This window comes from Humiphilus diazotrophicus (assembly GCF_059726315.1).
Map to the genome: position 1 here is coordinate 297,318 of NZ_AP040871.1, position 14,369 is coordinate 311,686.

Consider the following 14,369-nt stretch of genomic DNA (forward strand, 5'->3'; position numbering starts at 1 on the left):
CGTCTCACTACTTCGCTCTCCCGGCGGAGCTATGGTCCCGATCATCAGTTTCGAATGGTTCTTGTTGAAGTTGAACCGGAGCGCCCGGTCAGCGTACGCGTCCAATGCGACTGCTCAGCACGTTTCGAGCAGCAACAACCGGGGAAACCCGTACGGAGTTTCGTTAATGTTTAAGATTAGGAATCTTTTTCTGCCGGCTGCCTTGGCTGGCGTTTCCCTCTCTCTGTCAGCGCAGATGGTGAATCCTGCCATCGATGCCGGCAACGAGCCATTTTCGTATTACAGTCAGCCAACTGACGAAATCGGTGTAATGGATGCTCCGTCCGGGACGCTGATCTCGCCGGAAGGCTTTCTTTACACCGGCTTTGGCGAGTTGATGTTCTTTACCGGGAACCCAGCCGTACCTGTTTCCCAGCGTGTCAAGACACTCCTGCGCGGTTATCTCCCGGTCATACAGTACGCGTTCCAGCGCGATGGCGTCCGATATGAGTTTGAGTGCTTTGCAGCCACGCTTGACGGCACGCCTTCGGGGGCACAGGTGGATTTTATCCGGGTGCGTATCCGGAACACCATGCAGGAGTCTCGCATGGCTTGGATTTCCAGCGGAATACGGTATGCGGGTACGGTCAACAGTATAAATGGCGAGGCCAGCAATCGCTTTTCTCGTCCCAGGGCGTCCAGCAAACCGGGGTACTACGTCCAGCCGGGGACGACCTTCAACTCCAAGTGGGCCTACAGTTCCAGCCACGACATGATCGCCCGCGATGGGCAAATTCTCTATTACTTTCCGGAAAAGCTTCCGCACACGTTGCAGTACATGCTGAATGAGGACCCGGCTCCTTCCAACGTGCTTGAGTCGAAGGTGCTCACCTCGGACCCGACCTCTCCGGTGGGAATCGTGCGTTACCAGCTTGCGCTCAAGCCCGGCGAAGAGGTGAGCCTGGACTGGAAGATGCCGGTGATTCCGATTGCGGCCGGTTCCGCTCTGGAATCGCAGATCCGGGAAGCCGGTTACGACACGTATCGCGCACGCACCATCGATGGCTGGGAACAGATCCTCAGTAAAGGCATGGACATTCAGACGCCGGAAGACAAGGCAAACGATACGTTCAAGGCGAGCCTGATCTACGACCTGATCGCGCGCAACAAAATCGGCGACGATTACGTGCAGACGGTCAACGACTTCCATTACCACGCCTTTTGGCTGCGCGACGCCTCGTTCATCGCCAGCATGTACGACCTGACCGGCTATCCCGACTACGCGCGTCAGGTGCTGGACTTCTTTGGACCCCATCAGAATCCCGATGGGAACTTCCTCTCGCAGGCCGGCCAATACGACGGCGTGGGCCAGGTACTTTGGTCCTACGGACGGCACTACGCCCTTACCCACGACCGTGCCTTCGCGGACAAGGTGTTTCCCTCCGTCGAGCGGGCGGTGGCATGGATCGAGCAGGCACGGAAGTCCGATCCGCAGCATCTGCTTCCCTCAGCCACACCCGGCGACGATGAAGCGATCACTGGCCACATCACCGGGCACAACATCTGGGGACTTGACGGCATTCAAAACGCGATCCTGCTGGCCAAGGCCACCGGCCATACGCAGCAAGCCACGCAGTTTCAGAAAGAGTATGACGACTACCACGCGGCGGTGATGCGGGCCTTCGAGCATGTCGCGAGCCGCACGGGCGGCTATATCACAGCCGGTCTCGACAATGAGCCGGGACAGGACTGGGACAATATGCTCACCCTGTATCCGGAGCAGGTGCTTCCGCCCAACAATCCGATGGTTAAGGCCACTCTCGACGCGACCCGCGCCAAATACAAAGAGGGCATCATGACCTATAGTGATGGGCAGCTTCTGCACGATTACATCGGCTTCAGCAACACAGAGGACGAACTCGTTCTGGGCGATCAGCGGCTGGCCGTGCAGGATCTCTACGCGGAACTGCTTCACACCAGCTCCACTCATGCCGGGTTCGAGACCAGCATCGTGCCGTGGGGCGATCGTGACTTCCATGACAACCTGACTCCGCATGGATGGTATGCCGCCCGCCTGCGCATCACGATGCGCAACATGTTTGTCCGCGAGCAAGGCAACGATCTGCATCTTCTTTCCGCGATCTCGCCAGCCTGGATCTATTCCGGCAGCAAGATTCAAGTGGATCGCGTACCCACGAGCTTTGGCACGGTCGATCTATCTCTGAACGTGCTTTCTTCCACAACCGCTGTACTCAACCTACACGATGCGTTTAGCGATACCCCCTCACACTTGCTTCTCCATCTTCCGTGGTTCCTGGAGATAAGCAAAATCGTCGCCGACGGAGTTTCGATTCCGGTCAAGAGCGATTCCGTTGTTCTACCCGCGCACACCCATATCGTGCAACTTGAATGGCACAGGCAGGCTGCAGAGCCAGACCTGAGCTATCAGGCCGTAGTTGCCCAGTATGTGCGTGAGTACGCGGCCCGTTACGCGCAGTTTCTGAAAACGGCGAACTGACTTTAAGGAGGTAGTATGCAAACAATGTATAAGTGGGCATGTTTTACCATGCTCATTTTGCTTGCGTCATCTCTTGTACCTTGCCTAGGACACGCACAGGAGTACCGCGCGACTATTACAGGTACAATCACCGATTCGGTAAAAGCGGTAATACCCAACGCCACAGTCTCGGTTCGCAACCTCGATACGAATGAAGTGATCGAGACAAAGACCAGCTCTAAGGGCGTCTACTCTGTTCCTTTTCTACATCCAGGCCAGAAGATGGAGGTTTCAATCAGTGCGTCAGGTTTCAAGAAAACCACGCATCCAGTTGTAGTCCTAAGCATTTCTCAGACTCTTACGATGGACTTTACCCTCCAGGTTGGAGACGCTACGGCCGAAACCGTCACAGTAAGTGCTTCTCAGGCACAAGTAGCATTGGATTCGGAAAAAGGCGACCGAGGCACGGTGGTTGACAGCAAGACGATCACCGAACTGCCGGTCGATGGGCGCAATCCTCTGGCGCTGCTCGATGCGGTTGCCGGCGTGACCAATGAAAACGGACCTGGTTCACAGGGGCCTCCAACCGACGCATACAATGCTTCCTTCTACAGTATCAACGGCGGTGCAGCGCAGAACACCGAGTACACGATCGATGGCCAGCCGGATAATTCGATTCCATGGTGGTCGAGCGGTCCATCGGCGATTCCATCTATCGACGCCATTCAGGAATTCAAGGTTGTTACTAACCCTTACGACGCGCAGTATGGACGTACCTCGGGCGGCGTAATCAGTATGGAGTTGAAGTCCGGAACCAACTCTTTGCATGGTACCGCGTATGAGTTTGCCAAGCGCGGCTATATGGATGCCAATCACTGGGTCAACGGTTTGACAAACACCAATCGTCCCGGCCACACAGAAGATCAGTACGGTTATGAAGTGCAGGGACCTGTCCGCATTCCGTTTCTTTATAACGGCCATGATAAAACCTTCTTCATGTTCAACGCGGAGTATCTCCGCCAGAAGCTGCCGAACTACGGTCTCTACGACATTCCCAACAAGGATTGGTTGAATGGCGATTTCTCCAACTTCACCGATAGCAATGGCAATCTATATCCTGTCTACGATGTCAACACGGCAAATGCCGGCAACAATTACACCCGTTCGATTTTCAAGACTGCAAGTACAGGAGCTACCACCTGCGGGAATGCCCAAGGATATAACTGCGTTCCGGTGAACCGTTTTAATCCAATTGCACTCAAGATCGTCAAGATGATCGTCGACACCGCGACGCCCACAGCAGGGGCGATCTCGGGTACACAGCCCTGGGAGAAAATCTGGGTCGATCGGCTGCCGATCAAAGCCAACATGGACAACTACATCGGCAAGATTGACCAGGTGATTGGCGGCAAGGATCATCTCTCTTTCAGTTACATTCACGACGACAATATTAAGACCTCCTGGACAACGCCTACGAATGTTCCGTACCTGAACGGCGATGTCTTCGAGGAGAATCACCAGAATGTTGGCATCGACTGGGTTCATGTCCAGCGCGACAATCTTCTGTTCGATGTGCATGCAAGCTACCAGCGCTACTGGCGGTCGGACGGCACACCTTCAACCTGGGACTACGATCCCACAAAGTTGGGATGGGGCTCGGCCTTCATCAACAGCCTTCCACTAAAGACGGGCTTCCCGCAAATCAGTTGGACGATGGCGCAGCCTGCCACGGCGCCGGGGCAGGGATACGGCTCTTGGTTGTCGACATCGAGGGATCGTTTCTGGATTCCGGACGACACGTTCAGCCTGGCGCCGACCGTGAGCTGGAACAAGAAGGCACACAACCTGCGCGCAGGAATCGACCTGCGCACCACGCACACATCGTCGAATACGAACTGGACCAACGTCATGCAGATCGGCTCCAATGGCCAAGCCACGCAAGAGTATTGGGACTCGGGGAGTTACGACGACGGCGCGCAATTGCCTTCAGGCATCAGCACGGCGGGTATGAGCGGCAACGCCTTCCTGGATTTTCTGCTCGGCCAGCCGAACAGCGTAAGCGTACAGAATTCGCTAACGCCGACCTACACTTGGCACTACATCGCTCCGTGGGTGCAGGACGACTGGAAGATCACTCTGCGGTTAACGCTGAATCTTGGATTCCGTTACGATCTGGCAACGCCGCCGACAGCTCGTCACAACTGGCTCAGCACAGGGTTCGACTTGACGGCAACGAACCCGCTGGATGCACCAGCGCTCGATGCCCAGTTCCCCAACTTACAGGGAGGCAAGCTGATGGGCGGCTATACTTTCGCTCAGACCGGAGGCCGTTCCGCAGCCTGGGATACGGACTACACCAAGTGGCAGCCTCGTATCGGATTTGCCTACACCCTCCGGCACACCACCGTTGTTCGCGGCGGCGCCGGACGTCTGGTGGTTGCGCAGATGGGCGATCAGCCCTCGGCGGTTGGGTTTTCTCAGGGACCGAACTTCGTCAACACGCAGAACGACGGCAAGACGTATGTCAACTCCGATACCACGGACGGCATGCTCAGTAACCCCTTCTTCAACTCTGGCGGCATTCCTACGATTCCGGGCTCATCCCAGGGCTTGAAGACCAATGCTGGATTGTCTGTCAGCTTCATGAACCCGCATCACAAGTGGCCCTACGTGTATCAGTACTCACTGGGTGTGGAACAGTCCATCGGCTCGACCGGCAAACTAGATGTCAGCTATGTGGGCAGCAACAGCTATGCGGCTGACGTAAAGTCGCCTAACCTTGCCATAGATGAAACGCTGCGGGCAAGCTGTAACGACCTGAACGGGACGGCATCGAATCCCCAACCGCGTATGAATTGCCAGAAAAGCGTTCCCAACCCCCTCTACAACCTCTCCGGGCTCCAGGGCTCGTGGAAGTCTTCTTCGACGATCAGCAATTTGAACCTGCACTCAAAATATCCGCTCTTTGCCAACTCCGTGACCGAAAACGGATTGAACAGGGGACGGAGCTGGTACAACTCGCTGCAGACCACCTACTTGCAACGCACCGAGTGGGAACAGTTCAGTGGTTCCTGGACATGGTCCAAAACCATGCAGTCGGGCGGATACGTGGACAAGGACTATCTGATTCCGATGCGTTCGATCGCCGGCATCGATCGCACCCACCGCTTCACGCTAACAGGAGTGATCAACTTTCCTGTCGGCCGCGGCAGGAAGTACTTTTCCAAGGTCAATCGGCTGGTGGATGCCGCGATCGGTGGATGGGAAATCGGCGAAAGCTACTTCCTGGAGACCGGACAGCCCTTCACGATGCCAAAAGACAGCAACAATTTGCCCACCTATAACCTGCAAGGAAACATTCATGGCCCGAAGATAAAACATTCGGAGAACTACCTGGCCGATCTGGGGATCAATCGTTGCGTATGGCAGTGGCATGCGTCTACGTCCAAGGCCCCCGGATACTTCGAACCCAACCCGAGCGTCGACCAGCCATCTGGTTGCTCGCAAGGTAGTGGCTGGTATCCCACCACGGCTCCGTACGCTCCGGTTACCGCACAGCCTTACACAGCCAGCATCCGTGTGCCCGGCACCAGCCAGCTCGATATGAACCTCGCCAAGATGTTCAAGCTGACCGAGCGCGTCAATCTGCAGACCCGTCTTGAAGTAACGAACGTTCCGAACCATCCGACGTTCTATTGGGATGTTTCGAACAATCCTGTGGCCGCAGACTTCGGCACCGTCGACAAGAGCTGGGGTCAAAGCAACAATCCGCGTTATGTGCAGTTAGCCGTTAAGGTCTTGTGGTAACTGTCATGCGCAAACAGTAGTCAAACCGGGCCACTCGACGTCAGAAATCGGGCGCTGAGTGGCCTTTTGGAGCATTTTCGCTTTTAGTATGGTCCAGCGGAATTCAGTGCAGTGTGTCCGTTCTTTGACGGAACGGCCACGCGGTCATCGGTTTCTGGTCTGCAGGAAAGCGAAAATGCTCTCAAGATGCTGAGGCGTTTTCGATGCCTCTGCTCACACAGTTCATTTTCTCTTTCTCTGGAGTCTGGCTGTGAAATCACAGAAACTGCATCTTACGCTCATCGTTTGCTTGACGATGTTGTTCCCCTTGATTTGCTCTCGTGCGTCGGCCCAGAAGTTTGAGTCTTCTCTGTATATCCCCGGAGCTACGGCGTATACGGAACCCAACCCGGAAGCTTTGGAAATGCCCGAATCCGGAGCGGTCAGAGGGTGGTCTGATGCCGGCGTGACGCTGGTTTGGTATGGACAAATCCGGACGCCGGGCAAGCTCAATCTTGCCGTACGGCTGCAACTTCCCGAAGGCAGTTCCTCGACACTGCGCATGAAGGTGGACGATCGCGATCTGGGTGTCCGCAAGATTCTTGGAACTTCCGGCTCGGCTCTGGTTTCTTTCGGTTCAATCGATATTCGCGAGGTGAAGGCCTATCGTTTTGCGCTCTCCGGCGTGAAGAAATCCGGGAAGGAATTCGGCTCGGTCGAATCGCTTCTGCTGGATGGAACGGCAGCCAAGAATGCTCTTTTCAATCTGACGCCGCAGCGCGGCGCTCCGTCGGTGCACTTGAGCTATCCTGTGCCCCCGGGTGACGATGTTCAATCGTTCTATAACGAAGTGACCGTGCAGAAGGATCCGCTCTGGTCCTACTACGAGGCGTGCGGATTTGCACGCGGCTATTTTGGCATTCAGGTAAACAGCCCCACAGAGCGGCAAATCATCTTCTCGGTTTGGGACAGCGGAAAGGAACCCACGGATCGCGACAAGGTGGCTGCCGAAGACCGCGTGCAGTTGCTGGCCAAGGGAGAGGGTGTGGTGACCTCGAATTTTGGCAACGAGGGAACGGGCTTTCACAGTCATCTTGTGTATTCCTGGAAGACGGGCGAGACCTATCGCTTTCTTGTCAGCGCACGGCCCGACGGAGCCTCGACGATCTACACCGCGTGGTTCTACTTTCCCGAGAAGAAGTCGTGGGGGCTGATCGCCAGCTTCCGCGCGCCGAAAGACGGCAAGTATCTGCGCGGGCTCTACTCCTTCAACGAGGACTTCAGCGGTGCAAACGGGCAGCAGCTGCGGCGCGCGGAGTTTGGCAACCAGTGGATCAAAACCGTCGATGGCCGCTGGATCGAATTGACGAAAGCGCGCTTCACTCATACCGCGCGTGGAATCTATAAGGATCGTCTCGATCGCGGCGCGGGCGTCATCGGCAACCGCTTCTATCTCACCAACGGTGGCTTCAAGGCTGAGACGATCGAATATGGAGACGAGCTCAACCGTGCTGCAGGTGGAATGGCTCCGCAGGTGTCACTCCCGATGGCGGCCGGAACGGAATGAGCGGCATCGGGAACGCGGGACGGCACACCTGTCGCAAGGGCTGTGATCAGACTTATGCCGTTGTAGATTCGCAGCGAGCCGGTAGAAATGCTGAGCGCGCTCTGATGGAGGAAAGACAATGAAGGCGTTGGTGAAGAGCAGGGCGGAACGGGGATTGTGGCTGGAAGATGTTCCGGAGCCGACAATCGGCATTAACGATGTGCTGGTGCGAGTGCGCTACACGGGAATCTGCGGTACGGATGTGCACATTTACGAGTGGGACGAGTGGTCGCAAAAGACTATTTCCGTACCCCTGATTATTGGACACGAGTTTGTCGGCGAGATTGTCAAGGTCGGATCGAACGTTAACGATTTTTTCCCCGGAGATATTGTGAGTGGCGAGGGCCATGTGGTCTGTGGCCGCTGCCGCAACTGCCTCGCCGGCAGACGTCATCTTTGCGCGACGACAAAGGGCGTAGGCGTGAACCGGCCGGGTGCATATGCCGAATACATCGCGCTTCCCATGACCAATATCTGGCGGCATAGCCCCAACATCAATCAGGAAGTTGCGGCCATCTTCGATCCTTTCGGCAATGCGGTGCATACGGCGCTTTCTTTTCCGGTACTGGGTGAGGATGTGATCATCACCGGCGCCGGTCCGATCGGCATCATGGCCCTTGCCGTCGCGCGTTATGCTGGCGCGCGCCGTATCGTGATCACGGACCTGAATCCTTTCCGGCTGGATCTGGCGAGAAAGATGGGCGCCACGATGGCCGTGAACCCCAATGAGACGCCACTGCGCGAGGTGCAAAAGAAGCTTGGAATGTTGGAAGGCTTCGACGTCGGGCTGGAGATGTCTGGCAACGCGCAGGCACTCGAAGATATGATGGCCAACATGAGTCACGGCGGCAAGATCGCCATCCTGGGCATTCCGGGCAAGGTGACGCCGTTCGATTATCGATCGGCAATTTTTAATCTACTCACCATCAAGGGGATCTATGGTCGGGAGATGTACGAGACTTGGTACAAGATGTCCGTGATGCTGGAATCGGGGGTGGATATTTCCCCGGTCATTACGCATCGCTATCCCTACAGTGAGTTCCAGAAGGGGTTCGATGTAATGGTCTCCGGCAAGGCTGGCAAAGTAGTGTTGGATTGGACGAGCCTGATCTAGAAGCCTGCTATTAGCGGCAGGAATGCGAAGTGCATTGAACGATTAAGGGAAGGACTTTCATGTACGGTAAGGTGCAAAGTTTTCTGCAGAACAGAATTGCTGAAATTAAGAATGCTGGTCTGTACAAAGACGAGCGGGTCATCGCCGGGCCACAGCAGGCAAGGGTCACAATCGCTGGCGGCGCGACCGTGCTGAATCTGTGCGCCAATAATTATCTGGGTCTCGCCAATCACCCCTCAGTGCGGGAAGCAGCGCGGCAGGCTTTAGAGGATTGGGGCTATGGCCTGGCCAGCGTGCGCTTCATCTGCGGCACTCAATCGATGCATAAGCAGCTTGAAGATCGCCTCAGCGCGTTTCTTGGTACGGAGGACACCATTCTGTACTCCTCCTGCTTCGACGCGAACGGTGGCCTCTTTGAAGTGTTGCTGGATGCTGAGGACGCAGTCATCTCCGACGAATTGAACCATGCCAGCATCATCGACGGCGTGCGACTCTGTAAGGCCGCTCGCTTCCGTTATCGCAATGGCGACATGGAGGATCTGGAAGCGAAGTTGAAGGAGGCTGGCTCAATGCGCCACCGGCTGATTGCCACCGACGGTGTCTTTTCGATGGATGGATATATCGCCAAGCTCGATAAGATCTGCGATCTTGCGGAAAGGTACGACGCACTGGTAATGGTGGACGATTCGCATGCGGTCGGTTTTGTCGGCGAGAATGGCCGCGGTACGCCGGAGTTTTGCGGCGTGCTGGGGCGCGTAGACATCATCACGGGCACACTCGGCAAGGCGCTTGGAGGAGCCAGTGGCGGCTATACCAGCGGCCGCAAGGAAATCATCGAGCTGTTGCGACAGCGCTCGCGTCCTTACCTCTTCTCGAACTCCGTGGCGCCGCCGATTGTCGCCTCATCGATAAAGGTACTCGACCTGCTGACGGAGTCCGGAGATCTGCGCGAGCATCTGCGCGAGAACACGCGCTTCTTCCGCGCCGCGATGACGCAAGCTGGCTTCAACGTTCTGCCCGGCGAGCATCCCATCGTGCCAGTCATGTTCGGAGACGCGGTTGTTGCTGCGCGGGTGGCAGAACTTCTCCTGTCCAAAGGAGTTTACGTGGTTGCATTTTCGTATCCCGTCGTGCCGAAGGACAAGGCGCGGATTCGCACGCAACTCTCGGCCGCGCACACTCGGGAAGACCTCGAGTTTGCGGTTGCCAAGTTCGCCGAAGCAAAGGCGGAACTGGGCATTTGATCGATGCTGTAAACCGCAGGGGCTCTCCATCCGGCAGAACAGGTTGCGAATCTGTGCCCCATCCATTTCGGTCCTTGTGGAATGAATGGAGCACAGACAATTCTTCCAGCGGAAATGCCTGCCCTTTCATTTCGCTTGCAGATCGATCACTACCGAGTGCTGACAGTAATGGCGAAAAGAGGGACCGAGGCGACAGGGTCCCGCATGTGCAGTAACTGGAGGGCCAGATTGATCCCAGCCCCAGCGGCGATTGCTGCGACCGCGATTTCATAGCGTAACACCGGATGCGAAAATGAATGATCATGATCTTTTAGCAAAGTACTCAATCGAAACATAGCTGTGGTCCCCGATGGAACTCCTTTATTGACGGGCATATCGACGAGTTTTGGTGTTGTATCTATTTCGCTCGCAGATGGACGGACTCCTGCGTCGTTATGCTGCCTGTGACGGCGCCATATTCCGCACACATTCAACCATTGCCAGTATGGGGCTTGTTGGTGCGTGCTCTACGTTATCAAAGACAATGCCGAGAAGAGCGATCGCTACGAACCATTCTGGATAGGTCGAATTCGTCAGCAGCAGGATTCGAACCTACGACTTCCACCGTGTGAAGGTGACGTTCCAGAAATAATTTGTTGACGGCAAATGACTTATAAGCCGGTAAAGTCGGCAAAACCGGCCCAATTGGCTATATTTGCCACAAAAATGCCACAAACTTTTTGTTCGATCCAACCAAGTGGGCGATGGGCTGACTGTGCGGGGTCAGCCCGATACCATTACCATCCGACGTTTCTTCCTTGAACTCCCGTACGGGGACCTCGAATAGAAGTTTGCTCCCCTGACAGTTGGACTACTTGGGTCCGACGCTTTCTCCTCCCTATATCCCAGTGATCGTCTTCTCGGGACGGATGAGCTTGTCCCCAATTGCGCGCTTGGGTACCAACCCTTCCGAATTTCCTCAACAATTCGCGAAACAATGAATGCAAGGGACAGACAGTAGCTCGAAGAGTACCGGCGATTGTCGTCCACGTTTGAGTGAACGCAAAACTACTGCTGGGGCTGCTCGGATTTCAAAAGGGAGCAGCTAAGTTTTGTTTCTAGTCTAGATAGCGTGGCCAATAGTTTATTTCCCTGATCTTTACCCAAAACAGGAGTTTCACAGAGAGGAAAGCTGATGGCACGTGGAAACGGTAGTGAAGACCTGGACGTCCGTCTCTTAGCGGCGACCAGGCGCGTCGTCGAAGAGCTACAGGATCGCATACTTACGTTGATCGATTTCTGCATAAAAGAGCATCCGGAATGCGATCTCCAGACATTCCCCGTGGCTGCGGGGCAAGCCTTTGTCGCCCAGTGCCTGAAGACTTATGGCGAGCAAGGCTTCGATGCGGCACGTAAACATACACAGTTGATTGTCGAGGCAATGGAGCGCGCCTTCCATGAAGAGAGCGATGCATCATGAACGCATTTGATTTATGGAGGAGAAATTTATGCGAAAAATAACAGCAGGGCTCTTCTTTCTCATCATCGGCGTTCTGTCAGGATGCAAGTCCAGCCCGCCTCAGGTATCGGGGAAATGGCATGGAACAACGCAACTGACCGCGATTTTCACTACAGCCGTAAGCAGGAAACCGCACACGGAGAATTTCCCGGCAGATTTCGTTCTGGTTCTTACGCAAACAGGCCAAAGCATTCATGGAGACGCCTCTGTCACTGCGGCTAAAGCTCCTCCGCTTCATATTCCAATCGGCACGGGCGTCATTGAGCAAGATGGGAAGATTTCACTCGAAGGTGATGGGAACTCCACCTTCTCTCGAGCACATCTCAGTTTCGATGGCAAAGCTCAGGGAGGAAAGATAGCCGGCACGGTCGACGTTGCATTGAACGGTGTGAGCGGAACTGCAGAAAACAAAGGTGCGCTTACTCTCGAACCGGCAAACTGACGTGAGCATTTGATGCTCAAGTCCGGGATCAACCCCTTGTGAGGTGATCCCCGAATCGAACGAGAACTTGAAAATTTGACCGAAGATTGAATGTGTCTCACTGTGTCCCTCGTGCAGCTATCTTGACGGAGGTGACCAGTGTTTCAGAGTCCAGCGCAGGCGCTCGAAGCGCTTGCAGAAGTCGGCTACCTGACCGACCCGATTACTGCAACTACTGTCTATCTAGCCGACCGCCTGCATAAGCCCCTGCTACTCGAGGGGCCGGCCGGCAGCGGCAAGACAGAGCTATCGTACGCGATCATGCGCGCTGTCAATGCTCCTATTGAGCGACTCTCGTGTTTCGAAGGCATTACGCCAGAGCATGCGATTGGAAAGTTCGATGAGTCTCTACAACGGCTCTATGTTGAACTCGCCACGCAATCTGGGACCCCGGATTGGCAAGCTCTGGCTCGGGAGATCGGTACACTGAACTTCTTTGTTCCCGGACCGCTGCTCAAGGCATTGCTCTCGAAAAGACGCTCCGTTCTACTTATTGATGAACTGGATAAGGTCGATCATGCTTTTGAGGCGACACTGTTAGAAATCCTCTCTGTATGGCAGTTGTCGATTCCACGTCTGGGAACAATTAGGGCTGAATCCATTCCCTTTACCGTACTTACCTCGAACGAAGAACGCCGTCTCGGCGATCCTATTCGTCGCCGCAGTCTTTATCTGAGGATTGAGTATCCGACTCCGGAACGCGAAGCGGAAATTGTCGCACGGAGAACGCCCGAAGCTTCCGATGAGACACAGCGGTTGATCGCCGGATTCGCCAAAGCGCTGCGGGCCTATCGGCTGGAGAAGCCGCCCTCTGTATCGGAAATGATTGATATCGCCTTAGCTATCGAATTGCTTTCTCTGAAGGAAGTTACGGTGGAACATCGCGATGTGTTGCTGCCGTTGTTCGCCAAAACCCATCGCGATCGTAAAAAGCTGACAGATTTGAAGGATGCCTTTGCCGCAATTCTTCATGCCGCCAAGTTCTACGCGAAAGAAACTGCCGCAAGGAGTGTCGCGGAGGTGCTTGCGGAAGTTACCGAGGAGCAACCCGCATGAAATGTTTGTTGCTTTTCGTTCTAGTCGCTTCATGCGTCTCTGCCTTTTGTTATGCGCAGCATGAAGATCCGGAGTCACGATACTACGTTAACGCCTACGCAGACCACTATGGCATTCCTTTCCGTTCTGCAGCCAAAATCATATTTACGGCGACACGGTCCTTGACGCTTCCACCTGGATTGAATGATTCCACTTTGGCACAGATAGCTGGCGCCAGATGTTTTACGGAGCGATGGAGGCGGATTAGTGGTGTTTGGCCAATGGCTTCAAGGACGTTGTCCTGAAGTCTGCTGTAATGGTTGTCTGTTGGTTCACACATGGTATTCCTCGAATTCTTTTCTTCTTACACTCACGGTGTCCGATTTGCCGCGCTTGTCTTTGAAGAGCTTGCTCCAAGTCCTCACAGAGGTCGTTTGTGTTATCCATGCCATGGAGATAAGGAAGATGTTGCTGCCTGCAAGATCGCAGGAAGGCGACAGCCCATAGAACCCCTTTCAAACAGAGGGGATGAGCGATGAAGATTCTCACCTGCATCTTTTCTGTTGAGTATGGGGTCAGTCCAATCTATACAAGATGGATTGCTGATCTAGTTGTAGGGGGTACACTCTTCTGCCCAGAAGCGGATATCGGGAGTGGCAGATAAATAGGAGGGAAATTGCATACTGAAAACCTATGACGTTTGAAGGCTGGCGTCAAGTGGAACGGCATTCGCCGAGAGCACACTGTATGTTCAGAGTCTTTTACAGATACAGAGCCGTTCGAGGCTTGGCTCCTGGCTTGGTCCGTCGCTCCAATGAATCTGGTGTTGGCAGTTAGAAAGATGCATGAATATGTTCATAACAATTATCTATTCAGAATTAGATCGGCAATTTTTGCCTTGTTCTTCCCACCGGAGCCATAACAAAATGGAGGCGTCTGGTGGCGACACAGACCGGCCTCAGGGCCGAAATCCACCCCGGAAAGGACACACCAATGGACATGATGAAGATGGATATGGATTCTATGTCTCGATGTATGGATGACTCCGGCCTGTGTATGGAAACAATGATGATCTGCAGCAGAACAGGAGAAATGACTCCAAATCCCGTGCCTACCGTGGAGTTCGGAT

10 protein-coding genes are annotated in these 14,369 nt (G+C 54.8%); 8 read left to right on the plus strand and 2 right to left on the minus strand.

From position 1 onward, the window contains the following. The first annotated feature begins 166 nt into the window (after window positions 1-166). The 5 genes from AC6I7T_RS31315 (at window position 167) to AC6I7T_RS31335 (ending at window position 10,226) form a co-directional block, all read left to right on the plus strand. Window positions 167-2,497: a glucosidase family protein gene (locus AC6I7T_RS31315; protein WP_497795388.1), complete on the plus strand. Its 2,331-nt coding sequence runs from the start codon at window positions 167-169 to the stop codon at window positions 2,495-2,497. Window positions 2,498-2,512: 15 nt separating this feature from the next. Continuing rightward, entirely contained in the window at window positions 2,513-6,283 is a 3,771-nt protein-coding gene (locus AC6I7T_RS31320; protein ID WP_497795389.1) for an outer membrane beta-barrel protein, read from the plus strand. Between the two features lie 250 nt (window positions 6,284-6,533). After that, window positions 6,534-7,829 carry a DUF3472 domain-containing protein gene (locus AC6I7T_RS31325; protein ID WP_497795391.1) on the plus strand — a complete coding sequence of 432 codons (1,296 nt, stop codon included), beginning with the start codon at window positions 6,534-6,536 and terminating at the stop codon, window positions 7,827-7,829. 118 nt (window positions 7,830-7,947) lie between these two features. Next, the gene (tdh, locus tag AC6I7T_RS31330; RefSeq protein WP_497795392.1) at window positions 7,948-8,982 is read left to right on the plus strand and encodes an L-threonine 3-dehydrogenase; all 1,035 of its coding nucleotides are present in this window, start codon (window positions 7,948-7,950) and stop codon (window positions 8,980-8,982) included. 59 nt (window positions 8,983-9,041) lie between these two features. Next, complete coding sequence (locus tag AC6I7T_RS31335; RefSeq protein ID WP_497795394.1) at window positions 9,042-10,226, plus strand: glycine C-acetyltransferase; 1,185 nt, start codon at window positions 9,042-9,044, stop codon at window positions 10,224-10,226. 149 nt (window positions 10,227-10,375) lie between these two features. Here the strand turns inward: AC6I7T_RS31335 and AC6I7T_RS31340 are convergent, their stop codons facing one another. Beyond that, window positions 10,376-10,561 (minus strand): hypothetical protein, encoded by a 186-nt coding sequence (locus AC6I7T_RS31340; RefSeq protein ID WP_497795395.1) that lies wholly within the window; start codon window positions 10,559-10,561, stop codon window positions 10,376-10,378. 839 nt (window positions 10,562-11,400) lie between these two features. Here AC6I7T_RS31340 and AC6I7T_RS31345 point away from each other — a divergent pair. The 3 genes from AC6I7T_RS31345 (at window position 11,401) to AC6I7T_RS31355 (ending at window position 13,261) form a co-directional block, all read left to right on the plus strand. After that, a complete protein-coding gene (locus AC6I7T_RS31345) occupies window positions 11,401-11,685 on the plus strand; it encodes a hypothetical protein (RefSeq protein WP_497795397.1) in 285 nt (94 codons plus the stop codon). Window positions 11,686-11,713: 28 nt separating this feature from the next. Then, on the plus strand, window positions 11,714-12,166 hold the full coding sequence (locus AC6I7T_RS31350) for a hypothetical protein (protein WP_497795398.1): 453 nt from the start codon (window positions 11,714-11,716) through the stop codon (window positions 12,164-12,166). 138 nt (window positions 12,167-12,304) lie between these two features. Continuing rightward, window positions 12,305-13,261, plus strand: coding sequence for an AAA family ATPase (locus AC6I7T_RS31355; RefSeq protein ID WP_497795400.1), 957 nt, complete (start codon window positions 12,305-12,307; stop codon window positions 13,259-13,261). Window positions 13,262-13,367: 106 nt separating this feature from the next. Here AC6I7T_RS31355 and AC6I7T_RS31360 read toward each other — a convergent pair whose 3' ends face one another. Further along, window positions 13,368-13,580 carry a pyridoxal-phosphate dependent enzyme gene (locus AC6I7T_RS31360; RefSeq protein ID WP_497795401.1) on the minus strand — a complete coding sequence of 71 codons (213 nt, stop codon included), beginning with the start codon at window positions 13,578-13,580 and terminating at the stop codon, window positions 13,368-13,370. Window positions 13,581-14,369: the final 789 nt, after the last annotated feature.